The organism is Sphingobium sp. TCM1 (genome assembly GCF_001650725.1).
Taxonomy (GTDB): domain Bacteria; phylum Pseudomonadota; class Alphaproteobacteria; order Sphingomonadales; family Sphingomonadaceae; genus Sphingobium.
Window position 1 is genome coordinate 89,496 of sequence record NZ_LXVX01000001.1, and the last position, 22,008, is coordinate 111,503.

A 22,008-nucleotide genomic window follows, 5' to 3' on the forward strand; every position below is an offset into this window, starting at 1 on the left:
CATTTCAAGGAATCCCGATGCATTCGTTCTTCCGCTGCGTCCTGCCCATCGCCAGCCTGAGTGCGAGCCTGGCGTGGGCCGGACCCGCCCCCGCCGCCGCCGCGACTTCGCAGGTGGAAGCCAGCCTCGCCTGCGCCCCCGCCATGCCATGCGCGGCGCGCATCCCCGTCCGCATGGTGATCGTCACGATGTTCGAGATCGGCGCCGATCAAGGGGATGCGCCGGGCGAATTCCAGCTTTGGAAGGAAAGGCGACGGCTCGACACGCGCATCCCCTTTCCACAGGGCTATCACGATCTTTTCTATAATCCCGACAGCCAGATACTGGCGATGGTGACGGGTGTGGGCACCGCAAGGTCAAGCGCCGCGACCATGGCGCTGGGCCTCGACCCGCGCTTCGACCTCGGCAAGGCCTATTGGCTTGTAGCAGGGATCGCCGGCATCGATCCCGAGGACGCCTCGATCGGTTCGGCGGCCTGGGCGCGCTACAGCGTCGATGGCGACCTGGCGCATGAGATCGACGCGCGCGAAATTCCCAAAGACTGGACGTCGGGCTTTTTCCCTCTCGACAAGAAGGGACCGGCCGACACCAGCCCGCCTATCACAGACGGCCGGGTGTTCGCGATCAATCCGGGACTGGTCGACTGGGCCTTCGCCCTGACGAAGGATGTGGCCATCCCCGATGATCCCGGCATCCAGCACGAGCGCGCGCGCTACATGGGCTATCCCAATGCGCAAAAGCCGCCCTTCGTCCTGATCGGCGACCAGCTTTCCGCCATGACCTTCTGGCATGGCAAGCTGCTCAATCGCTGGGCCAACGACTTCACCCGCTATTCCACCGGCGGGAAGGGCGAGTTCGTCACCTCCGCCATGGAGGAGACCGGGACGCTCCAGGCGATCAGCTATCTCGACCGGGCCGGGCGGGCCGACAAGGATCGCGTCCTGGTGCTGCGTTCAGGCAGCAACTATTCCATGCCGCCCGACGACGTGCCCGCCGCCGACAATCTGATGCGCGAGAATGAAGGCTATTCGGGGATGCGCGCATCGCTCGAAAGCCTGTACCTGGTCGGGTCGAAGGTCGTGGACGAGCTGCTGGGCCACTGGGACCGTTACGAGAAGGCGCCGCCGCAGTGACGGTCGCGCCCCTGGCCGCAGCCGAGGCGCGCGCGCCGCGACCGATCGGCATGACGGCGGCGCAGGCGCGCGATCCCGACCATTTCCCTGGCCTTGCCATCGCCATTCCGCTGGGCATCCAGCATGTGCTGGCGATGTTCGTCAGCAACATCACGCCCGCCATCATCATCGCCGGCGCCGCCGGCTTCGGCTATGGCTCCGCCGACCAGAGCGCCCTCCTGTACATGATCCAGATGGCGATGCTGTTCGCGGGAGTCGCCACCCTGTTGCAGACGGTCGGCATCGGCCCGGTGGGCGCGCGACTGCCACTGGTGCAGGGTACAAGTTTCGCCTTCCTGCCGGTCATCATCCCGATCTGCGCCGGGCGCGGTGTTGCGGCGATGGCCGAACTGACCGCAGCCGCCCTGTTCGGTGGCCTGTTCCATACCATTCTCAGCATGTTCGTCGGGCGAATCCGTTTCGCCCTGCCGCCCCTGGTCACGGGCCTCGTCGTGCTGATGATCGCCCTGTCGCTGATGCGCGTGGGCATTCAATATGCCGCAGGCGGCGTCGCAGCACAGGGTACAGCCGCTTATGGGGCGGGAACAAGCTGGCTGCTCGCCGGCCTCGTCATCGTCACCACGCTCGGGCTCAACTTTTTCGGACGCGGGCTGATGTCCACCGCCTCGGTGCTGCTGGGGTTGCTTGCAGGCTATGTGGTGGCCGCGATCATGGGTCGCGTATCGCTCGCTCCCATCGCTGCGGCCAGCCCCGTCATGCTGCCGGACCCGCTGCATTTCGGCTTCGCCATCTCGATCACGGCCATTTTCGGCTTCTGCCTGATGGGCTTCATTTCCGCCATCGAATCCATTGCCGACGTTTCGGCCATTTGCGAGGGCAATGCCGGTCGTGCGGCAAGCAACCGCGAACTGATCGGCGCGACGGCGGCAGACGGCGTGGGCACGGCGCTGGCCGCCCTGTTCGGGGCCATGCCCAACACATCGTTCAGCCAGAATGTCGGGCTGATCGCCATCACTGGCGTGGTCAGCCGCCATGTCGTGACGATCGGCGCGCTGTTCCTGATCCTCTGCGGTCTCCTGCCGAAGATCGGCGCGGCCATTACGACCATACCGATCGAGGTGCTGGGTGGCGGGGTGATCCTGATGTTCGGCATGGTCGCATCGGCGGCGCTGTCGATGCTTTCCGCAGTTGAATGGACGCAGCGCAACATGCTGATCTTCGGCATCGCCCTGTCGCTGGGGATTGGGCTGGAGCTGGAACCGGGTGCGCTCGCGCATCTGCCGGAAGCCGCGCGCATCATCCTGGCGTCGGGCGTGCTGCCGGCCGCCCTGATCGCGGTGGTCCTCAACCTGCTGGTGCCGGGGCGCATGGCCGAGAGGCCGGCACGCTGAAGGCCTGCGCGCCGGAAACGCAGACCATCATGCGACAAACGGAAAGGCGAGCGCGATCATCCCGACCAGGGTCATGACGAAGCAGACGCCGGCAGCGGGCACCAAGGTGAAGCGCTGGTGGTCGGCAAGGTCGATCCCTGCGAGGCTGACCAGAAGATAGGTCGAGGGCACCAGCGGGCTGAGCAGATGGACGGGCTGCCCCATCAGCGAGGCGCGGGCGATCGCCATGGGATCGACGCCATAATGGGCGCCCGCTTCGGCCAGGATCGGCAGCATCCCGAAATAGAAGGCATCGTTGGAAATGAAGAAGGTGAAGGGCATGGAAAGCAGCGCCGTGATCGGCGCCATATAGGGGCCAAGCGCGGGCGGGATGACGCCCACGACTTGCTTGCTCATGGCCTCCACCATGCCGGTACCGCCCAATATGCCGGTGAAGATGCCGGCGGCGAAGATCAACGACACGACCGAGAGCACATTACCGGCATGGGCCGCGATCCGTTCCTTCTGCTGGGCGACGCCGGGATAGTTGACGATCATGGCGATGGCGAAGGCAATCATCATCAGCACGGACAGCGGCAATATACCCCAGACCAGAACGCCCAGCAGAGCGATGACCAAAGCCGCGTTGAACCCGCGCAGGTGCGGACGGCGGGCTTCGGGATATTGCGACACACCAAGGTCGGCGATGTCGACCGGCTCGCCCTGCGGCAGATGGACATGACCCAGGCGGCGGCGCTCCTTGATGCCGAACCAGAAGGCGAGGCCGAGCAGGAAAGCGAGGCCCGCGATCATGCCCGGTACGAGCGGCAGGAACAGGGTTGCCGGGTCGAGCTTCAGCGCGCTCGCGGCGCGGGCGGTCGGCCCGCCCCAGGGCGTCAGGTTCATGATCCCGCTCGTCACCATCAACAGGCAGACGAGGTAGATGCGCTTCATGTCGAACCGCTTGTAGAGCGGCAACAGCGCGGCGATGGTGATGATGTAGGTGGTGGAGCCATCGCCGTCGAGGCTGACGATCGCGCACAGAACCACCGACCCCAGCAGGATCAGCAGCGGATCGCCATGAACGAGTTTCACCAGCCGCCCGACCAGCGGGTCGAACAGCCCAGTATCGGTCATGGTCGAGAAGAAGAGGATCGCAAAGAGCAGCATGACGCCGGTCGGCGCGAGATTCTTGATGCCGTCGATCATCATGTCGCCAAGGCCGGCGGCCTGTCCGGCGATGACGCCGAACAGCGAGGGGATGACGATCAGCGCGACCAGCGGCGTCATCCGCTTGGTCATGATCAGCGTCATGAAGGTGGCGACCATCAGGAAGCCGAGCAGGGCAAGATTCATGGCTGCGTCCTAGGAGAGGCTTGAGGGGGGAGGATCAGAAGGTCACGCCGACGCGCGCGCTGACGGTTTGACCGTCGTCGCTGCCGGTGAAGGTTCCCGCGCGATTGTCGGTGTGCCAGTGGATGCCGTTGAGCTGGATGCGGGTGAAGCTGTTGAGATACCAGTTCACGCCCAGCGTCGCGGCCCAGCCATCACCACCAAGGACAAGGTCGGTATAGTCCAGATTCTCGTAGCGCGCCGTCAGCTCGATCGCGCCCGATCCGCCGCTGAGCACCGGATCGAGCACATTGGGCTGGCCGAAACTGCCCAGGCGCGGATTATAGGGCGGCAATTCGCCGGTCAGGAAGAAACCGGTCGACAGGCTCCACGCCTTGCTCTCGAAATTCGGGCGGCCGCCGTCGAGCCGGGCGATCCGCCGGCCAGCTTCGCCCATGACCCAGAGACCGCCGGTATAACCGCCCAGTTCCACGCCATAGCCGGTGGTCGATCGGCCGCCGAGCAGTTCGCCCGTCGACACGCGCACCGCGCCGTTGAAGCGGCCGCCGATGACGGTGCTGCGGGTAAGCGCGGTCGCGGCGGACGACAGGGCTTCGTCGAAACCCCATGCGCCGACATGGAGCAGCGACCTGTCGGTCCTGATCGGGTTCCAGTGCGCGCGGAAGGCAGCCGTGCGGCTGTCGTTGGTCGCCTGCTCGCCATCAATCCGGTCGCCGGTCAGGCTGAGCGAGGCGTGCCAGTTGGGCCCGAACATGCGACCCATGATACCGATGCCGTAGAAGCCGCGCTGCGGGATGATCGCGGTGGACACGACGCCGCGTTCCAGGAAGGGCGTTGAATCCGAGCCGGTGCTGCCTTCGAAGGCGCGGTCGTTGAACAGGTGGCCGGCGCGGATGTCATAGTCGACCTTGCTGCTCAGGCGATTGCGCCAGCCAAGGAAGGCGGTCACGATGTCGACTTCATTTTCGGAGAAGTCGCTTTCGAACTGGTAGAAGAAATGCGGGCCGACGCTGCCTTCAAGGCCGAGGCGCAGCGCGCGCATCCCTGTCGTTGTCGTGTTCCGCCCGGCATAGTCGGACCCGAAGGTCGAGCTGACATCGACCAGGATGCGGCCGCGCGGCTTGTAGGTGAAGACGCCGTCGGCCGAACGGAAGACGGGCAGGCCCGCGCCCCATTCGGTGGTCACGCCTGCCGGATTGGCCGCGACAGCCCGCGCCTGCGTCACGTCGAGGTCGGCGGGACCGGGCGGCACGATCTGCGGCGCGAAGGGGGTGATGACCAGCGGCGGGCTTACCTGCTGCTGCGCGACCTGAGGCACAGGCTGCTGCCAGGATTGCTGCGCGGGAGCAGGCGCAGCATTCTGCGCGAGCTCCTGCCCTTCCAGCTTATCGAGCCGCGCCCTCAACGCAGCGATTTCGGCGGCCTGCGCCTTGACCAGTGCGGCCAGTTCCTCGGCGCTGGGCGGTTGGGCAAGCGCAGGCGTCGCGACGATCAGCGCCAGCGCGGCGCAACCACCGCGCAACGATCGAAAACTCATTCTACTTGGCTCCGGAAGCAAGGATCGCCTTCCAGTCGCGCAGGAAGCGCTGCTGTTTCAGGCGATCGAGATTGGCGAGAAGTTGCGGGCCGACGCGCACCGGACGGGCCTGGGCAGCGGGAAGGCGGCGGCCGCGAATGTCGGTGCGGACCGGCCAGAGGCTGTGCTGGGCAAGCAGGGACTGGCCCTGGCGCGATAGCAGGAAATCGAGGAAAAGCCGGGCGGCGGCGGGATGCCGCGCCTCGCGCGCGATGAAGGCGATGCGCGACATGACGATGGTATAGTCCTGCGGGAAGATCACGCCGATGCGCGGGTCGCGGCGGGCGCGCTCGACCGCATAGGAACCGATGACATTATAGGCGATCGACAACCTGCCTTCGGCAACGCCCCGCAACATGGGTTCGGTGGTGATCGACAGCACGGGACGGGTTGCCGCTATCGCCTGCACCAGCGACCTTGTGTCGCCGGTGATCGCATAATCCTGCGTCAGATAGAGATAGCCGGTGTTCGACCGCGCCGGGTCGAACGTCGCGACCTTGCCCGTCAGTGCCCTGCGGTCCTTGCGCAGCAGCGCCTCCAGCGCCGCATGGCTGCGCGGCGGATTGGCGATCGCCTTTTTGTTGTAGACATAGGCGATCGGTTCGGCCGTGACGCCGAAGCCCATATTCTTCCACACGGCAGAGGGCGGCAAGGCGGGCTTTTCGGGGCTGGCATAGGCCTGGGCGAACCCGTCGTTGATGAGCTTCACCTGCTGGTCCATGGCCGAGGACCAGACGAGGTCGGCCGAAGGCTTGCGCGCCCGCGCTTCCGCGACGAAGCGGCGATACATTTCGTTGGAGCCCAGATCGGCATAACGGACGGTCACGCCGGGATAGCGGCGCTGGAAGGCGAGGATGACGGGCGCCATTTCCGACGTGTCGGCATTGGCGTAGACGATGACCTGCCGCTCCGCCTGCGCATCGGCGATCAATTGGTCATAGGAGCGCGGGTAGCCGGCCGGCCGCTGCGCCACCACCGTCGATGCTGGCGCAGCCAGACTTGCCAAGGCCGCCACTATCTGAATAACCCGTCGCATAAACCCTGCTCCTCGCTTTTCCGTTTCTGTCGCCGGATAAGAATGTGAGGATCAGTTACAAAGCCAAGCTGTCATCAACCTTTCAGCACCAGGTGCCCTATTCGGATTTTGATGATCGAGGATGACGCCGCGCTGGCGCGCAGCATTTCCACCCTGCTGCGTGCGGGGGGTCATGCCGTGGACCATGTCGCAAACGGGGAGGACGCAATGGCCGTGGTCGGCAGCGAACCCTATGCGCTGGTCATCCTGGACGTCGGCCTGCCCGACATGGACGGCTTTGCCGTACTCGCCGAAATGCGGCGGCGGGGCGAGAAGGTTCCTGTCCTCATGCTGACCGCGCGCGACGCGCTGGACGATCGGGTGCGCGGGCTTGACCTTGGCGCGGACGATTATCTGCGCAAGCCCTTCGACCCGGAGGAGCTGGAGGCGCGGGTGCGCGCCCTGGGGCGCCGGCGCGGCGGCGATCCGATCCCCGAACTGAGCGTCGGCACATTGACCATCAACCGCTCCACCGGAACTGCCGAGGTGGCAGGACGGCCGCTCGACCTGCGCCGGCGCGAACTGGCAGTGCTGGAATCGCTGGCGACCCGCGCCGGTCAGGTGGTTCCGCGCGAACTGCTGATCGGGGAAGTGTTCGGCTTCGACGAGCCGGTCGGCGGCAACGCGATCGAAGTGCATGTGACGCGATTGCGCGGCAAACTCGCCCCCGATGGGCCGGGCATCCGCACGGTGCGGGGCGTGGGCTATATGCTCGATGCCGGGTAGCACGCCGGACACGGCCATTGCGCTGCGCACCAGGCTGCTCGCGGCGATGCTGGTGCCGTTGCTCGGCGCGGCCGCCATCATCGGCTTCGGCGGCGCGACGCTGATTTCCGACGTGGTGCGCCGAACCAATGACCGGGTGCTGGGCGGCGCGCTGGGCGCGATCGCCGAAACGGTGCAGGTGGAGCGCGGCGAAGTGACATTGGATCTGCCGCCCGCAGCCTTCGGCATGTTGGAGAATAGCGAGCGCGACAATGTCTATTATCGTATCGCGGTAGGACGGGCATTGCTGACCGGCTATGCCGATCTGCCCGCCCCCGATCCGGCGACGATGAGCGTGGATCAGCCGCGCTTCCGCTTTGCGCGCTATCGCGACCAGGGGATCCGGATCGCGGAAGTGAAACGGATGCTGCCCCGAATCGCCGAGCCGGTGATCGTCCAGGTCGCGGAGACGCTCGACAATCGAAAGGCGCTGAACGGGCGGCTGACCCTGGCGCTGCTGCTGGGCGAAGTGGCGCTGGTCGGCGTCGCAGTGCTGCTGCTGCGCCCGGCCCTGGGGTGGAGCCTGCGCCCGCTCGCCCGCCTACGCCAGTCGGTGGAGGCGCGAGATTCCAGCGCGCGGCCGGATTTCTCGCCGCTCGAGGCCGGCCCATTGCCCAATGAACTGCGCCCGCTCGCGACCGCATTCGACCATCTGCTGGCGCAACTGGACAAGGCGACGGGTGGCATGCGCCGCTTTACTGCCGACGCATCCCACCAGATGCGGACCCCGCTGTCGGTGCTGAAGGTCCAGGTCGAACTGGCACGGCGCGGATCGTCCGCCGCGCTCGACGAGATCGCGGACGCCGTGCAGCGGCTGGAGCGGCTGGTAACGCAACTGCTGGCGCTCGCCCGCGCCGAGGAAGGCGGGGTCTCCCCGCCCCTCGAAGAGGTCGACCTCAAGGAAGTAAGCCGTGCCGTCATCAGCCGCCTCATCAACCAGGCGATCCAGGCTCAGGTTGAACTCAACCTCGATGCGGACGAGGGCGACGCCTATCTGGTCCGGGCGCACCGGACGCTGGTGTTCGAGATCGTCGCGAACCTGGTCGACAATGGCATCCGCTACAATCGGCGGGGTGGGGCAGTCACGGTCATTCTGGCGCGCGCGGCCAAGCAAGTGCTGCTGACGGTCAGCGACGATGGACCGGGAATAGCGCCGGAATATCGTGACAGGATATTCGAGCGATTTTTCCGCGCCGTCGGCCCGAACGGGGCGGACGGTACCGGCCTTGGCCTTGCCATCGTACAGTCGGCAGCTTCGCGCATGGGCGCCAGCGTCGCAATTGCCGATGAGGGACCGGGCACGCGCATCACCATCCGCTTCGCGACGGGTGATGCCACTACAGGAGCGGCCGCATGAGCCATTTTCCCTACCGCCAGATCGGCATCATCGGCACCGGCCGGGTAGCCCGCGCACTGGCGCTGGCGCTGCAACGGCATTCGGCCGCCCCCATTCTTCTTTGGGGACGGAATCGCGCGGCGCTTTCGGCGATGGCGCGGGAAATCGGGCGCGCGACGGCAGCAACGGACACGCAAGAAATGCTGCAGGGCTGCGACCTGATCGGCGTCGCGGTATCCGACGATGCCATCGGTGACATCGTCGCAACCCTGTCCCCTGGCCCGATGGTCAGCCCGTCGCCCCTCCTCTTCCATGTCAGCGGCCGCAGTGGCGTCGGCTTGATGGAGCCGCTACTGGCCAGAGGCGTCGACACCGCGGCGATCCACCCCGCCATGACGTTTACTGGAGATGCGTCGACCGAAGTGCAGCGCATGGCCGGCGCCCACTTCGCGGTTACAGGTTCCAGCGACCATGCGCGAGACGAGGCCCACCGACTGGTTTCGCTACTGGGAGGGGTAGCCGTCGATGTTCGCGAGGAACATCGCGCGCTGTATCACGCAGCGCTGTGTCACGCGGCCAATCATCTGGTGACTTTGATCGCCGGCGCCTGCCGCGCGCTGCAGGCGGCGGGCGCGGGCGATCCCCTCGCCTTGCTCGGCCCGCTCCTGCGGGCAGCGATGGAAAACAGCCTGGCGCACGGCTTCGACGCGCTGTCCGGTCCCCTTTTGCGCGGCGACGGCGAAACGATCGCCACGCATCTTGCTGCGCTGGCCAGCGACTGCCCCTCGCTCGCACCCGCCTATCGCGCCATGGCGCTCGCCACGCTCGACGAACTGGAGCGCTGCGGCGACGCATCCTCCGCAACGCTCCGCAGACTTCTGGACTGAACCCTGTTCGCCCGCCGGTTCATGACGGGATGGTGCTGCGGAAGCGCCACAGCGCGCCGGTCACCGGCGCGGCGTCAATGGATAGGTCGGCCCATTTCATAACAGGCAACCATAAGTAGGGCCGGATGCGCGCGTCCCATCGAAAAATCGGACCGGGGCGATCATGGTCGCCCCCGCGCGATGGCCGGTAAAAGGCCAGGGAAGACCCGCCCCGGCCATGGCGGGCGGGATCAGTCCATCAGCCCCTTCACGGCCTCGACGACCTGATCCGGCGAGACGATGTAGGCGTCCTCCAGCACCTTGGCGAAGGGAACGGGGGAATAGGGCGCTCCCAGCCGGCGGACCGGCGCTTTAAGCTGGCCGAACAATTCTTCCGCCACGGTCGATGCGATTTCCGCGCCGGGACCGAAGCTGCGCACCGCTTCATGCGCGACGAGCACACGGCCAGTTTTGGCGGCGGACGCCAGCACCGTTTCCCTGTCCCAGGGCGACACGGTGCGCAGATCGACCAGTTCAACCGATATGCCCGCTTCGGCGAGCGGCGCCAGCGCCTGCTGGCATCTTATGATCTGCGACGACCAGGAGACGATCGTTACGTCGGTTCCTTCCTGTACGACCCGTGCCTTGCCGAGAGGGATCGGCCCCTGATCATCCGCCACTTCGCCGGGGATGAACAGCGAACCGGCCGATTCGATGAAGATGCAGGGATCGGGATCCTGGATGCAGGACAACAGCAGCCCCTTGTAATCCGCCGGGTTGGATGGCGCGACGACCTTGATCCCGGCGGTATGCGCGAACCAGCCTTCCAGATGATCGGCATGTTGTCCCGCGGTTTGCCAGCCAGCACCCGTCAGGGTGCGGATGGTGATCGGCACCGTGCTCTGCCCGCCCGACATGAAGCGAAGCTTGGCGGCATGGTTGAAGATCATGTCCATGGCGACGGTAGTGAAGTTCATCAGCATGATTTCCGCCACCGGCTTATAGCCGCTGAGCGCCGCACCGATCGCAGCGCCAATGATCGCCTGCTCGGAAATCGGGGTGGACTTGACCCGATCATCGCCGAACCGGGTGGACAGGCCGGCCGTTGCGCCGGTGACGCCGCCACCTTCGCGGTCGGCCACATCCTCGCCCAGCACCAGCACCTTGTCATCCTCGGCCATGGCCTGGGCCAGCGCGGCGTTCACCGCCTGGAGCGCATTCATCTTCTTGCCGGTCATGCCGGAATCTCCTCAGCAAAGACATCGCGGCGCAGCTCGTCGACGGACGGCAGGGCACTGGCGAGGCCGAATTCCTGGGCATCCTCGACCTCCGCCTCGATCTCCGCCTGCATGGCGGCCAGCGTCGCCTCGGTGGCATGGCCCTGCGCGATCAGCCAGGCCTTGAAGGCTGGCAACGGATCCTTCTCGATGGCCGCCGCCTTTTCCTCCTTGGTCATATATTTGTCGTCGTCGCCCAGCACATGGCCGAGGAAGCGGAAGGTCTTGCATTCCAGCAGGGTCGGCCCCTCGCCCTCCCGCGCGCGGGTGATGGCCTCATGCGCGGCGGCGTACATGGCAAGCGGATCGTTGCCGTCGACCGTGTGGCCCGGCATCCCGTATCCGATCGCCCGCTTAGAGATGAAATCGACCGACGTGCCATTCTCGTAGCGCGTATGTTCGGCGAAACCGTTATTGGCGCAGACGAAGATCACCGGCAGTTTCCAGAGCGACGCGAGGTTCAGCGATTCGTGGAAGGCGCCGATATTGGACGCGCCGTCGCCGAAATAGGCGATGGTGACACGCTTAGACCCATCGAGTTTCGCCGCCCAGGCAAGGCCGTTGGCGATCGGCATGGACGATCCGACGATGCCGGTCGTCACCATCACACCGGTTTCGGGGTGGGTGAGGTGCATTGGCCCGCCCTTGCCCTTGCAGGTGCCATCGACGCGCCCGGCGATCTCCGCCCAGAGCGGGCGCAGCGGCATGTCCTTCGCCACCATGTCGTGGATGCCGCGATAGATGGTGCAAATCTTGTCGTCATCGGTCAGCAGCGACGAGAGTGTCGACGGGATCACTTCCTGCCCCCGCGCCGAATAATAGGGCATGACGAGCCGCCCCAGGCGGATCGTCTTGCGGATGGCATCATCATTCCGTTCGATGCGGATCATGCGCCGGTAGATGTCGACCAGCACTTCCGGGCTTGGTGCCGCAACATTGCTCTGCTCTGCCATGATGTCCTCAGATGGCCAGTGGGATGTGCATTGCATTGGCCCTGGCAGGTTCGGGGTCAACTCGCCGGGGCGATATGTGCCGGCAGGGGAACGGGAAGCGCCGATGACGCATCGTGCAAGCCTGCCGGCCGCGGCGGATTTCGCCCCGCCGATATGCGCGCCATGCGCTTGCATCGGAGGCCAGCCGGGCCATGCTGGTGCAAAAGGACAGCATCATGAATGACGAGAAGGACAATGTGCGGGCAGCGGCCGAGCGCGTGCTGCAACTGGAATCGGAACTGGAGGCGGAAGGGACCGCGACGACGGACAGCGATCCGATGATTGTCCTGCGCGCGTCACTCCATGACTGGGTCGAGACGGTGGTAGCGGTCGTCGCATCGCCGGGCGTCGGCCGGGTCACACTGATCCATGATGATGGCAGCGAATCCCGGATCGCCTCGCCCGGCCTGCCATTCCGCCTGTCCCGCCCAGCCCGGTTCGACGATCAGGGCTGATTGCCCAGGCCCGCCGCGTGGCGGGCGGCGATATAGCCGAAGGTCATGGAAGGACCGATGCTTGACCCCGCGCCGGGGTAGACATTGCCCATCACTGATGCGGTCGTGACGCCGGTGGCGTACAGCCGCTCGATCGCCTGTCCTGCGGCATCGACAACGCGCGCCTGATCGTCCGTGATCACCCCGCCATAGGTGCTGACATCGCCCGGCACCACCGGAACCGCGTAGAAGGGGCCCTTCTCGATCGAACCGATAGCACTGCGCGCGGAAAAGGGATCGCCGACGAAGCCGCAATTGTCATAGGCGCGTTCGCCCCGGTGAAAATCCTGATCCACACCCGCAGCGACAAAGCCGTTCCAGCGCGCCACCGTCGCCGCCAGTATGGCCGGATCGACCTGAATCCGCCCGGCCAGTTCCGCGATCGTATCGGCCATGTGCAGATAGCCGGTCTCGATCCAGCCGTCAGGAATCTTCCTGTCGATGAACCGGCCGGCGACTGCATATGATTCGACATATTGCCGGTCGAAAATGGCCCAGCTGGGAATGGCGGGCGCGACGGCATTCCGCCGAAGCATGGTTTCGCAATAGAGTTCGTAACTGCCGCCTTCGTTCATGTAGCGGAGCCCGGTCCGATCCACGAGAATGGCATGGGGCTTGCCGGTCATCGACTGGGCGCCCGGAGCGACATAGCCCTTGTCCCAGCCGGGCATGGGGGTCATCTGATAGCCGACCATCTGGTCCATCTGGGCGAGCTGACCACCGATCCGCTCCAGTTCCACCAGCATCTCGCCGGTGTCGCCCTCGGCCGTCTGCGACCATGCCGCGTTGGAACCGGGAATATAGCGGTCGCGCATTTCCTGATTGCGAGCGAAGCCGCCCGCATTGACCAAGATGCCGAGCCGCGCGCCTATCCGCCAGGGATGGCCGTCCTTCATGGTGACGACGCCGGTCGCGGCGTCGCCTTCGATGATGAGTTCGCTGACCGGCGTTTCCAGTCGCAGGTCGATGCCGGCCGCGAGCACCGCCTTGAGCATCCGCCCCTGCAAAGCGGCGCCCGCGGTCGTATATTTCCGGCCGAGCAGCCGATCGCGGATGGTACGCAGCACGATCCGCGCGAGCAACCTGCCCGACGCCTTGTTGGTTCGCCGATGGCCCTGCGCCTCCATGCCCTCGACCAGCGTCACATTGAACTCAGCGAAGCCCTGTCGCAGCTTGTCCTGCCATGGCCCCAGTTCCTTCCGGTCGAACGGCTTGGCCACGACCGTGCGGGATGTCTTGCAGCCGCCGGGCAGCTCATCATAATAATCCGGCCAGAAGGTCGCGCCGCGTTGCAGTTCCACACCCTTGCCGACCAGAAAGTCGATCGCGCGCGGCGCCTGCGTGACATAGGCAAGCCGCTTTTCACGCGCGGCGCCTGGCGCGGGATTGCCGTCCAGTTCCTGCAATGCGTCGAGATAGGCCATCGCCGCATCCGCGTCATCCTGTTCGCCGTCCGCCAGCATGAACCGGTTGCCCGGTATCCACATGACGCCGCCGGACTTGGCGGTGGTTCCGCCCGCCCAAGGCGTCTTTTCGAGGATGACGACGGATTTGCCCGCATCGCGCATGACCAGTGCCGAACTCATCGCCCCGGCGCCGCTGCCCACGACCACCCAGTCGAACATCTCGTCAAAGCCGGCCATGCTGCGCTCTCCATCCTTTGTTGCCCGAGCTATAGCGCGATGGCGCGCGATGGCATCCCGCGCGACGGGAAGGGGCCGCGCTTATCGCCCCGGCGACGTTGGCGGAACGGCGCGACATGATAAGGGAAGCGCCGAGGAGAGAAGCCGTCATGACCACGACATTGCCCCATTTCGAGACCATCCTGCTCGAACGGCGTGAGCGGCTGCTGGTGGTGACGCTCAATCGGCCGGATGCGCTCAATGCCGTGGACCGCGTGCTGCACGACGAACTGCCCGAAGCCCTGGGGTTTGCGGGGACCGACCCCGATTCCGACGTGATCCTGCTGACCGGCGCCGGGCGCGCCTTCTCCGCCGGGGGCGACATTGCCCATATGGAGCATAATGCGGCCCATCCCCACCTGTTCGATCATGAAGCGCGGCAGGCCAAGCGGATCATTGCCGCGCTGCTCGACATCGAAAAGCCCGTGGTGTGCCGGATGAACGGCCATGCGGTCGGCCTTGGCGCCTCGATCGCGCTGCTGTGCGATGTCATCTTCGCCGCTGACGGCGCCCGGATCGGCGACCCCCATGTCGGCATAGGGCTGGTCGCGGGTGATGGCGGCGCCATTATCTGGGCGCAGCGCGTCGGCCTGGCCCGCGCGAAGGAATATCTGCTGACGGGCGAGCTGCTGGATGCGCGCCGGGCGGCGGAGATCGGCCTCATCAACCATTGCGTCGCACCGGCCGACCTGGACAGCGAAGTGGACAGCTTTTGCGCAAAGTTGCTGGCGGGCGCGCCGCAGGCGATCCGCTGGACCAAGATATTGACCAACATGGAACTGAAGCGGATCGCCTGCGCGGTGATGGAGGCCGGTATCGCCTATGAATCGCTGAGCGTGCGCAGTGCCGACCATCGCGAGGGGATAACAGCGCTGAAGGAGAAGAGGCGGCCGCGCTTTACCGGGCGCTAGGCCGCCTCATAAGACATCAGCGAGTTTTACCCAGCGGCGCTCGCCGCTCGACAGCCGGATCGCTTCCTGGAGCCGTTCTATTTCCAGCGCCTCCGCGAAGTCGGGCGCGCCCTGGCCGCGGCTACGAATAGCCTCGACCATGGCGCGCATCGACAGCGCCATCGGGAAGCTGGGCTGGGGTTCGCTCTGCCAGTCGAGCATGATGTCCGGCGCCGTCCGGAAAGAGTCGGGAATGGCCACATCTTCCAGCGCGCCGCCAATCTGCCCCGCGCGCAACAGGCAGTCGCGTGCGGTCGGGAAGGTCGGGGAGGAGGCGATCAACCGCCCCTTCTCCCCGAAGACGTCGATCACCCAGCCATCGTGCAGCGCCATGCTCCAGCTGATCTGCATCTGGAGCACCAGCCCGCTTTCGAACCGCAGGATGACGTTGGCGAGATCATTGGTTTGCGGCGTGATGCTGTCCCCGTCGGGGAAGCGCCATTGTTCCAGGATGCGGCGATCGTCTGCGACCAGTTCGGCGATCGGGCCGAACAGGTGCCGCAGCATGTAGAGCGCGTGGCTGCCATTGTTGCGCACCGCCGACACGCCCTGACCCGCCTGCGCGAACCAGTTATAGGGAAACTGGCGGTTCGGCGTATTGAACAGCGACAGGTTGAAATGGCAGGTACCGCCAAGCGGGGTACCGACATGGCCCGCGTCCAGCATCGCCTTCATCTGTCGATGGGCGGGCAGCCATTGGGCGAAGGCGTCGACGACTCCCACCGCGCCGCTGCCGCGCCAGGCCGCGTCGATTGCCTTCGCCCCAGTCCAGTCGGGCGCATGGGGACTGGCGTTGTAGACATGCTTGCCATGGGCGAGCGCGGCCAGCACCATCGGCAGGCGGACGCTGGGCCGCGTGCCCAGATCGACGATGTCGATGTCCGGATCCGCGCACATCTGCTCGGCATTCCAGAAGGCGCGAGGCAGGCCCAGACGGTCGGCAGCGGCGCGCGCCGTCTCCTCCCGCGAAGTGCAGATGGCCGTCACCTCGACCCCGGCTATGGCGCGCCAGGCCGGCAGATGGGCAAAGGCGCCCCAAGCGGCGCTGACGATGCCGACGCGCAGCGGCATCGCTATTCGATGGTGCCCAGGACGGTTCCGACTTCGTAGGTCTCGCCCGGCGCGGCGATGATGCGCAGCGTGCCACTGGCGGGCGCCTCCACCTCATTGGCGGACTTGTCGGCTTCCAGCAGGAAGAGCGGCTGGCCCTCGGCCACCTGCGCACCGTCCTCCACCAGCCATTCGGCAATCTGGGCCTCGGTCATCGAAAAGCCGATCTTGGGCAGCAATATCTCGGTCGCCACGGTTGGTCCCTCTCAGAAATGAATGTCGTCGGCCTTCTTCATGCCCGTGGCGAGGGCCGCCGGGCAATGCGCGGCGGCGGCCGCGAACCCGATATCGTCGCCACGATTGTCCGCTTCAGTAGCCGCGGCTGTCAGTCCAATCCTCGGTTTCGCCCGGCTTGTAGGTCTTGCCCGGCAGCTTGCCCGACGCGGTGCGCAGATCGAAGCCGATCGGGTCCGCGCCACCCTCTATGCCGACGCCAAAGGCGGACAGCGCCCAGCTGGTCATGACATAATGGCCGATGGAAAAGACCAGATCCATTTTCTGCCGCGTGTCGAAATGGCGATCCAGCACCGCCCAGGTCGGATCGGACACGGTGCCATCGCGCATCAGTTCGTCCACCGACCGCAGGATGGCATCGTCCGCCTCGTTCCAGTTGCCGCCCTCGGGATAGTCGCGGATCGCGGCGATGTCCTCCAGCGTCAGACCGGCGTTGAGCGCATAGCCGACATGGTTGTGCCATTCATAGGCGGACTTCACACGCCAGGCGACACGCAGGATCAGCAGTTCCAGATGGCGCGTGGACAGCGTATTGGACATCAGCAGATGCCGGCCCCAGATATTATAGACCTTCCCCAGATCGGGATGGTTGGCCATGACCATCAGGACGTTGGTCTTGGACCCTTCTTCCCAGGCATTGGGCTCGCCCCAATAGGCAAAGACCTCGCGTGCATCATCGGTCCATTCCGGGCGCGGCAAGGGAAGGATGCGGGGGGTGATCTGCGTCATCATGAAATCTCCTTGGGCATTCCGCTCGCGGTATCAGTGCATCGCCAATTTGGGCGCGGGACCGTCCCAGCCGCCCGCCACCTTGAAGTCTTCGCGGCAGTGGCGGCTGGCGATCCAGGCCAGAAACGTGCTGGGAACGCCGACGAGCAGCGCCCAGCGCATCGCCATGCCCAGCGACTCTTCGCCATAGGAGGGGCGCAGCAGGTCGCTGAGCCAGCCGACCAGCACAGGCCCGCCCCCCAGACCCAGAACCTGGATCGACACCATCAACAGCGCGATGGCCGTAGCGCGTGAGCGTGACGGGACCAGACCCGCCACCACTGCCATCAGGGGCGCCGCCGACAGGCCGCCGATCAGCATGTTGAGACCGTATAGCGGGAATACCACTTCGCTGGGGCCGGTAAGGATCATCCAGCCGATGCCGGTGGCCAGCGCGCCGCTGATCATCAGCATCCAGACATACCAGCGCAGGTCGCGACGGCCGAGAAAATCGGCCAGCGGACCGCCGATGCTGTGACCGATGGCCGATCCGAAGAAGAGCGCGCCGCCCATCTGCAAACCCGCCTGGCTGGCCGGCATCCCGTGTGTGCGTTCGACAAAGGCGGGCGCCCAGCTGATGAAGCCCATGGTCAGCAGGGCGTTGAGCGAGGCAGCGAGGATCAGCGGCGGCAGGGTTCGGATCGCCATGAGTTCGCGCGCGGTCTGGAGGAAGGAGGCGGGCGGCTCCATTCGGGCCGGCGCGCCGTCGGCCAGGCCTGGCCGGGTGTCGCGCAGCGTGAACCAGACGATCGGCGCGAGGAGGAACCCCGGAATGCTGGCGAAGATCAGCGTATTGCGCCAGCCATATTCCTGCACCGCCCAGCCGCCCACGGCAGGGCCGATGAACGTGCCGAGCGAGGCGCCCAGCAGGAAGACGGAAAGCGCGGTGGCGCGCTGCCGGATCGGGAACAGATCGGCGACCCAGGCCTGGGACGGCGGCGTGAAGCCGCCTTCACCAAGGCCGATTCCGGCGCGTCCGATCAGCAAAATCCAGAAACTTTTGGCTGCCCCACAAACGATCACGGCCGCGCTCCAGACGGTGGCGGCGATGGCCACGATCTTGCGCTTCGACCATCGGTCTGCCAGGCGCGCCAGCGGAATGATCGCCAGGATGTAGACGATGGCGATGATCATGTCCTTGGCCATGCCGATCGCCGCGTCGGAGAGACCCAGTTCGCGGCGGATCGGTTCGACCATCACCACCATCAGATAGCGTTCGCCCTGCACCGATGCCGACACCAGCACCATCACGAACAGGAACCAGGAGCGATAGGCCATTCCCGGCAACTGGTCGGCGCTGGCAGGCGCGCGCGGGTCACAATCGGCCATGGATGATCCTCACCTGGGGGGCTCGCCTACATCGCCGCCGTGTCGGCGGTCGGGCGTATGAGGATTTGCGACACGTTCGCGCGCGCAGGCAATGCGGTGATGAAAAGGATCGCTTGCGCGATGTCCTCCGGCTGCATCGCGCTGTCCTTGCCGACATGATCGGTCATCGCCGCACGCATGGTGGGATCGCTGATTCCGCCGGCGACCTCCGTGGCCGTCGCGCCCGGTTCGACGATGGCGACGCGGATGCCCGCCCCGCCGACTTCCTGCCGCAGGCTTTCGGTAAGACCGGTCAGCCCGAACTTGCTGGTGGAATAGGGCCCGAACAGTCCAGCCGCGCGCCGCCCCGCGGTCGACGAGATGTTGATGATGTCGCCACCCCCCTGCGCCTTCATCGACCCGATCGCGGCCTTGCAGGTGTAGAGCGTGCCGAGCAGGTTGATGTCGATGACCCGGCGCCATTCGTCGAGCGACAGGCTTTCGACCCCGCCCGACTGGATGACGCCGGCGGAATTGACGAGGATGTCGATGCGACCGAAGCGATCGACCGTGTCGGTGACGGCGCGCATCGCCTCCACCTCGACCGCGACATTGCCGGGCAGGGCGATCGCCTCCCCGCCGGCCGCACGGATGCGGTCGACCAGCCGGCCAAGGCGATCGACGCGTCGCGCGGACAGGGCGACGGCAGCGCCGGCCCCCGCAAGGGCGCTCGCCGCCGCCTCACCGATGCCCGATGATGCGCCTGTCACGAGCGCTACCTTGCCTGCAAGACTGCCCATCCTGTCCACTCCATCACCCTTCTTGTGGAGCGATGATCGCCCGGAGGCGGGACGTCGCGCAAGGATGACGGGCAGATATCGCTCAGGCGTCCTCCTCGCTCATCCAGCGTACCAGATGCTGCATCGGGAACATGCCGTCATGGGTCCCGCCCGCGACATGCTTGGCCGCGCCGCCGAGCCGCACCACCCGCTGTGCGCCCGCGCTGGCGAGGCGGTCGCGCAGCGCCGCCTTGCGTTCGGGCGGGTAGACGCCGATCGTCTGGGTCGCGACATTCACATGAGCGATGGCATCGTCGAGCGAAGCGACGTGGACCACGTTGGCGGTCTTGTTGCTGGGATGGAAATCGACCGGTTCGTCGGTCAGGATGACCAGGCCGCGCCCGTCCGGCTTGCCCCAGACCTTGCAGTCGTCGCCCATCATCTGACGCATCTCGATCTCCTCGCGCACCTCGCGCGGGGGCGGCTGCCCGATCGCCGAGGCTGTCTCCCGATCGATGCCGAGCTGTTCCTGCAGGCGTGCGCAAAAGGTTTCGATCCCAGCGCGTTCGCCCTCGACGAAGAGGAAGCGGCTGGCAAGGCAGGCTTCCTGATTCATCGTCGCGACGTCGATCGCGGCCGCCTGCGCCACCTGTTCGATGACGTCGGGCGAGACAAAGGCTTCGGCGCCGATCATCGAGATCGACGTCTTGGGATCGAAGGATACCATCTGCAGGCCAGGGCCGATATACTGGATGACATTGCGGATCGCGTCACCCCCGCCCCAGGCGACGATCTTGTCGAAATATTGCGGGCGATAGAGCGCGCCTTCGATCCGCGTATCGCCACCGCGCCAATAGACCGCCGACATGGATTTGACCACCGGATGGTTCGGGTCGACATCGGCCATGGTGCGCAGCATCGCGACGCAGGTAAAGGGATCGCTCGACGGCATCTTGAAGAGATTGACCGCCTTCACCAGCGCACCCTGCGCGATCGAGGAAATGCATCCCGTCGGCGAATTGCCCGCCAGCATATGCACCATCCGGGTCGGGAATGCCCGCAGCGCGCCGCGATTGCCATGGGCGTCGATGCGCGCCACCCAGCCGTCGAGCGCGGCCGGGTTTAGGAAGCTCGTCTCGATGCTGCTCATCAGCCCGTCGCGGGTCAGGAAATGCCTGGCGCGGCGGAAGAGATTTTCCACCACCCGGCGCGGCAAAGGATTCACCTTGACCGTATGTTCGAGCGCCTCGCGCAGATAGGGATTGGTCTCGAAATCCATCCGCCGTCCCGCCTCGACCAGGAAGTCGACGATCTCTGTCGTCGGCACATCATAGAGCGGTGGCAGTTCGGAGCGCTGCGCTACCAGCGCATTGAGGTCGATTTCCGGGGTCACGAAATCGACGCCCAGATCGCGCGAGCGGTGGCGAACCGCGTCGCCCTCCACCAGCCTGCCCCGCACGAAATGCCGGACCTGGATGGGTTCGACCGGCGCTTGCGCGATGGCCGCATTTTTTTCGACTACAGTCATGCCACACCTCGCACATATGCATCGACCGTGCCCGCACAGCCGATCTTGTCGTCGCCTTCAAGGTCCGCGAAGCGGGCGATGGTGTCGCGGATGGATGGCCCGGCATTGCCGCAGGCACAGGGCCGGTAATCAAGGGAAATCCTGTCGCCGGTGATGACCCCGCCCCAGCGTCCGTCGAGCGACAGGTCGAAGAAGGCGGCGCGTCCTTCGACCTCGCCCTGCCCATCGCGCGCGACCAGCGCGTCGCCATCCCTGTCGAGGATCATCGGCACGATCCATGGCGGCACATGATAGCGTCCGCCCTCCCGGCATTTGGGCATCCCGCTGTTCAATTCCTGCATCGAGTAATTCTGGAAGTGCCGTCCTGCGGGAATGTTGAAGGTGTCATGGACGAATTGCTGATAATCATCGGGCAGTTGCGCGCGCTTGAGGCCTCCGCCGATGTAGATGCAGTTGTCCGGATTGAAGTCCTTGGCGCTGTAGCCGCGCTCGCGCACCTCTTTGGCGACATGGTAGAGCGCATTCCACATGCCCGCGATGTAGAGCTTGTCGGCGCGATGCTCGATCATCGCATCGGCCGCGAGATGGACGGCGCGGTCCATCGCCGCCTGCCGCACGCGCGACGTGTCCTCCAGTTCGGCAATGTCGCCGGGCCGCGCCGTTCCATCCACGATCGCCTTGCGCAGGACGACCATCCGAGTCAGCGATCCGACCGTGATCGGCGGTACGGGATATTGGAACATGTCCTTGTCGGGATCGCCGAATGCTTCGCGCTGCGCGTCCCCGATGACCTCGTTCTTGGGCACCTTGGCGACCGGAGCCAGCCCCATGATGCGGCGGTCGCGGTTCGGCTGCACCCCCGATCCCCAGGCGAAGACATTGATCGTATCGATCTTCGACCAGTCCATGTCCGCCCGCGACGCGATCAGCATCGCCGACTTGCCGGTCGTGCCGCTGGAGCAGGAGACGAAATGACCGGCCGCCTGGAGCCGGTCGATCCACTCGTCGACATCGTTCACACCGTCGAGGTCGACGCCCGTCACCGGATGGGCGGAGACAGTGTTCAGCCACTGGGTCAGTTTGTCCCAGCGCTCCTGCATCAGCCAGGCTTCGGGATAGCTTTTATAGGCGGTGTGCGGGAAGAGCAGCTTCACCGCGTCGTCGAGCGAACGCACCGCGTCGATGCCTGCCTCTCGCGCGCGGTGACCCAGCAGCCTGATGGCATCCTTCTTTTCCTGGAATCGCTCGTCGAGCGCCGCGATCTGCGCCGCGCGCAGTTCCTCATACGGAATGTTGAACCTGTAGTCCGAACTGACGAGTCCGGTCAGGCGGTCGGCCTGCACACCCATATCCTGCTCCTTGCCTTTGCGATCCTGGTGCATTAATAGCACCTGATACGTTTCATTATGCAT

Annotated in this window: 20 protein-coding genes; 7 read left to right on the forward strand and 13 right to left on the reverse strand. The window is 65.7% G+C overall.

All coding sequences use genetic code 11. The features are described 5' to 3' along the window. The first annotated feature begins 17 nt into the window (after positions 1 to 17). Together A7Q26_RS00380 and A7Q26_RS00385 are read left to right on the forward strand one after the other, a co-directional pair. Positions 18 to 1,133, forward strand: a complete 1,116-nt coding sequence (locus tag A7Q26_RS00380) for a purine nucleoside permease (protein WP_084438923.1) — start codon at positions 18 to 20, stop codon at positions 1,131 to 1,133. Next, positions 1,130 to 2,524 carry a uracil-xanthine permease family protein gene (locus tag A7Q26_RS00385; protein WP_232313613.1) on the forward strand — a complete coding sequence of 465 codons (1,395 nt, stop codon included), beginning with the start codon at positions 1,130 to 1,132 and terminating at the stop codon, positions 2,522 to 2,524. The genes A7Q26_RS00380 and A7Q26_RS00385 overlap by 4 nt, the downstream gene beginning before the upstream one ends. Before the next feature lie 27 nt (positions 2,525 to 2,551). Here the strand turns inward: A7Q26_RS00385 and A7Q26_RS00390 are convergent, their stop codons facing one another. From A7Q26_RS00390 to A7Q26_RS00400, 3 genes are read right to left on the reverse strand one after another with little or no spacing between them, the layout of a single operon-like run. Further along, complete coding sequence (locus A7Q26_RS00390; RefSeq protein ID WP_066854885.1) at positions 2,552 to 3,859, reverse strand: CitMHS family transporter; 1,308 nt, start codon at positions 3,857 to 3,859, stop codon at positions 2,552 to 2,554. A gap of 34 nt (positions 3,860 to 3,893) precedes the next feature. After that, positions 3,894 to 5,393, reverse strand: coding sequence for an OprO/OprP family phosphate-selective porin (locus tag A7Q26_RS00395; protein ID WP_066854893.1), 1,500 nt, complete (start codon positions 5,391 to 5,393; stop codon positions 3,894 to 3,896). A gap of 1 nt (position 5,394) precedes the next feature. Further along, the gene (locus tag A7Q26_RS00400; RefSeq protein WP_066854895.1) at positions 5,395 to 6,468 is read right to left on the reverse strand and encodes an ABC transporter substrate-binding protein; all 1,074 of its coding nucleotides are present in this window, start codon (positions 6,466 to 6,468) and stop codon (positions 5,395 to 5,397) included. A gap of 111 nt (positions 6,469 to 6,579) precedes the next feature. On the opposite strand from A7Q26_RS00400, the gene A7Q26_RS00405 reads away from it, so the two are divergent. Genes A7Q26_RS00405 through A7Q26_RS00415 form a run of 3 tightly spaced genes read left to right on the forward strand, consistent with a single transcriptional unit; the run spans position 6,580 to position 9,495 of the window. Beyond that, on the forward strand, positions 6,580 to 7,233 hold the full coding sequence (locus A7Q26_RS00405) for a response regulator (RefSeq protein WP_066854904.1): 654 nt from the start codon (positions 6,580 to 6,582) through the stop codon (positions 7,231 to 7,233). Further along, positions 7,223 to 8,629: a sensor histidine kinase gene (locus A7Q26_RS00410; protein WP_066854907.1), complete on the forward strand. Its 1,407-nt coding sequence runs from the start codon at positions 7,223 to 7,225 to the stop codon at positions 8,627 to 8,629. Before A7Q26_RS00405 ends, A7Q26_RS00410 begins: the two co-directional genes overlap by 11 nt. Further along, entirely contained in the window at positions 8,626 to 9,495 is an 870-nt protein-coding gene (locus tag A7Q26_RS00415; RefSeq protein ID WP_066854910.1) for a Rossmann-like and DUF2520 domain-containing protein, read from the forward strand. The genes A7Q26_RS00410 and A7Q26_RS00415 overlap by 4 nt, the downstream gene beginning before the upstream one ends. Before the next feature lie 230 nt (positions 9,496 to 9,725). Here A7Q26_RS00415 and A7Q26_RS00420 read toward each other — a convergent pair whose 3' ends face one another. Both A7Q26_RS00420 and A7Q26_RS00425 read right to left on the reverse strand, forming a co-directional pair. Beyond that, positions 9,726 to 10,712, reverse strand: coding sequence for an alpha-ketoacid dehydrogenase subunit beta (locus A7Q26_RS00420; protein WP_066854913.1), 987 nt, complete (start codon positions 10,710 to 10,712; stop codon positions 9,726 to 9,728). Next, complete coding sequence (locus tag A7Q26_RS00425; protein WP_066854916.1) at positions 10,709 to 11,704, reverse strand: thiamine pyrophosphate-dependent dehydrogenase E1 component subunit alpha; 996 nt, start codon at positions 11,702 to 11,704, stop codon at positions 10,709 to 10,711. The genes A7Q26_RS00420 and A7Q26_RS00425 overlap by 4 nt, the downstream gene beginning before the upstream one ends. Positions 11,705 to 11,919: 215 nt before the next feature. Here A7Q26_RS00425 and A7Q26_RS00430 point away from each other — a divergent pair, with 215 nt between their 5' ends. After that, positions 11,920 to 12,198 (forward strand): hypothetical protein, encoded by a 279-nt coding sequence (locus tag A7Q26_RS00430; RefSeq protein WP_066855343.1) that lies wholly within the window; start codon positions 11,920 to 11,922, stop codon positions 12,196 to 12,198. On the opposite strand, the gene A7Q26_RS00435 is transcribed toward A7Q26_RS00430, so the two are convergent. Then, positions 12,189 to 13,880 (reverse strand): FAD-binding protein, encoded by a 1,692-nt coding sequence (locus A7Q26_RS00435; protein WP_066854919.1) that lies wholly within the window; start codon positions 13,878 to 13,880, stop codon positions 12,189 to 12,191. The genes A7Q26_RS00430 and A7Q26_RS00435 overlap by 10 nt on opposite strands. Before the next feature lie 149 nt (positions 13,881 to 14,029). Between A7Q26_RS00435 and A7Q26_RS00440 the strand changes: the two genes are divergently transcribed. After that, a complete protein-coding gene (locus A7Q26_RS00440; protein WP_066854922.1) occupies positions 14,030 to 14,830 on the forward strand; it encodes an enoyl-CoA hydratase/isomerase family protein in 801 nt (266 codons plus the stop codon). Between the two features lie 6 nt (positions 14,831 to 14,836). On the opposite strand, the gene A7Q26_RS00445 is transcribed toward A7Q26_RS00440, so the two are convergent. The 7 genes from A7Q26_RS00445 to A7Q26_RS00475 form a co-directional block, all read right to left on the reverse strand. Further along, positions 14,837 to 15,940 carry a Gfo/Idh/MocA family protein gene (locus A7Q26_RS00445; RefSeq protein WP_066854924.1) on the reverse strand — a complete coding sequence of 368 codons (1,104 nt, stop codon included), beginning with the start codon at positions 15,938 to 15,940 and terminating at the stop codon, positions 14,837 to 14,839. 2 nt (positions 15,941 to 15,942) lie between these two features. Further along, positions 15,943 to 16,173, reverse strand: a complete 231-nt coding sequence (locus tag A7Q26_RS00450) for a biotin/lipoyl-containing protein (protein ID WP_066854927.1) — start codon at positions 16,171 to 16,173, stop codon at positions 15,943 to 15,945. A gap of 115 nt (positions 16,174 to 16,288) precedes the next feature. Next, on the reverse strand, positions 16,289 to 16,945 hold the full coding sequence (locus tag A7Q26_RS00455) for a carboxymuconolactone decarboxylase family protein (RefSeq protein WP_232313614.1): 657 nt from the start codon (positions 16,943 to 16,945) through the stop codon (positions 16,289 to 16,291). Positions 16,946 to 16,975: 30 nt separating this feature from the next. Then, a complete protein-coding gene (locus A7Q26_RS00460) occupies positions 16,976 to 18,310 on the reverse strand; it encodes an MFS transporter (RefSeq protein WP_066854930.1) in 1,335 nt (444 codons plus the stop codon). Positions 18,311 to 18,336: 26 nt separating this feature from the next. Then, positions 18,337 to 19,089, reverse strand: coding sequence for an SDR family oxidoreductase (locus A7Q26_RS00465; protein ID WP_066854933.1), 753 nt, complete (start codon positions 19,087 to 19,089; stop codon positions 18,337 to 18,339). 82 nt (positions 19,090 to 19,171) lie between these two features. After that, on the reverse strand, positions 19,172 to 20,596 hold the full coding sequence (locus A7Q26_RS00470; protein ID WP_066854936.1) for an acyl-CoA reductase: 1,425 nt from the start codon (positions 20,594 to 20,596) through the stop codon (positions 19,172 to 19,174). Further along, complete coding sequence (locus tag A7Q26_RS00475; RefSeq protein ID WP_232313615.1) at positions 20,593 to 22,008, reverse strand: hypothetical protein; 1,416 nt, start codon at positions 22,006 to 22,008, stop codon at positions 20,593 to 20,595. The genes A7Q26_RS00470 and A7Q26_RS00475 overlap by 4 nt, the downstream gene beginning before the upstream one ends.

Excerpts from the sequence above, each read along its gene's own strand:
- A7Q26_RS00405 (WP_066854904.1), top strand. The coding sequence starts at position 6,580 with ATGATCGAGGATGACGCCGCGCTGGCGCGCAGCATTTCCACCCTGCTG.
- A7Q26_RS00430 (WP_066855343.1), top strand. The coding sequence starts at position 11,920 with ATGAATGACGAGAAGGACAATGTGCGGGCAGCGGCCGAGCGCGTGCTG.
- A7Q26_RS00445 (WP_066854924.1), bottom strand. The coding sequence starts at position 15,940 with ATGCCGCTGCGCGTCGGCATCGTCAGCGCCGCTTGGGGCGCCTTTGCC.
- A7Q26_RS00390 (WP_066854885.1), bottom strand. The coding sequence starts at position 3,859 with ATGAATCTTGCCCTGCTCGGCTTCCTGATGGTCGCCACCTTCATGACG.
- A7Q26_RS00420 (WP_066854913.1), bottom strand. The coding sequence starts at position 10,712 with ATGACCGGCAAGAAGATGAATGCGCTCCAGGCGGTGAACGCCGCGCTG.
- A7Q26_RS00440 (WP_066854922.1), top strand. The coding sequence starts at position 14,030 with ATGACCACGACATTGCCCCATTTCGAGACCATCCTGCTCGAACGGCGT.
- A7Q26_RS00415 (WP_066854910.1), top strand. The coding sequence starts at position 8,626 with ATGAGCCATTTTCCCTACCGCCAGATCGGCATCATCGGCACCGGCCGG.
- A7Q26_RS00410 (WP_066854907.1), top strand. The coding sequence starts at position 7,223 with ATGCCGGGTAGCACGCCGGACACGGCCATTGCGCTGCGCACCAGGCTG.
- A7Q26_RS00395 (WP_066854893.1), bottom strand. The coding sequence starts at position 5,393 with ATGAGTTTTCGATCGTTGCGCGGTGGTTGCGCCGCGCTGGCGCTGATC.
- A7Q26_RS00425 (WP_066854916.1), bottom strand. The coding sequence starts at position 11,704 with ATGGCAGAGCAGAGCAATGTTGCGGCACCAAGCCCGGAAGTGCTGGTC.
- A7Q26_RS00470 (WP_066854936.1), bottom strand. The coding sequence starts at position 20,596 with ATGACTGTAGTCGAAAAAAATGCGGCCATCGCGCAAGCGCCGGTCGAA.
- A7Q26_RS00380 (WP_084438923.1), top strand. The coding sequence starts at position 18 with ATGCATTCGTTCTTCCGCTGCGTCCTGCCCATCGCCAGCCTGAGTGCG.
- A7Q26_RS00475 (WP_232313615.1), bottom strand. The coding sequence starts at position 22,008 with ATGCATAATGAAACGTATCAGGTGCTATTAATGCACCAGGATCGCAAA.
- A7Q26_RS00400 (WP_066854895.1), bottom strand. The coding sequence starts at position 6,468 with ATGCGACGGGTTATTCAGATAGTGGCGGCCTTGGCAAGTCTGGCTGCG.
- A7Q26_RS00455 (WP_232313614.1), bottom strand. The coding sequence starts at position 16,945 with ATGATGACGCAGATCACCCCCCGCATCCTTCCCTTGCCGCGCCCGGAA.
- A7Q26_RS00435 (WP_066854919.1), bottom strand. The coding sequence starts at position 13,880 with ATGGCCGGCTTTGACGAGATGTTCGACTGGGTGGTCGTGGGCAGCGGC.
- A7Q26_RS00460 (WP_066854930.1), bottom strand. The coding sequence starts at position 18,310 with ATGGCCGATTGTGACCCGCGCGCGCCTGCCAGCGCCGACCAGTTGCCG.
- A7Q26_RS00465 (WP_066854933.1), bottom strand. The coding sequence starts at position 19,089 with ATGGGCAGTCTTGCAGGCAAGGTAGCGCTCGTGACAGGCGCATCATCG.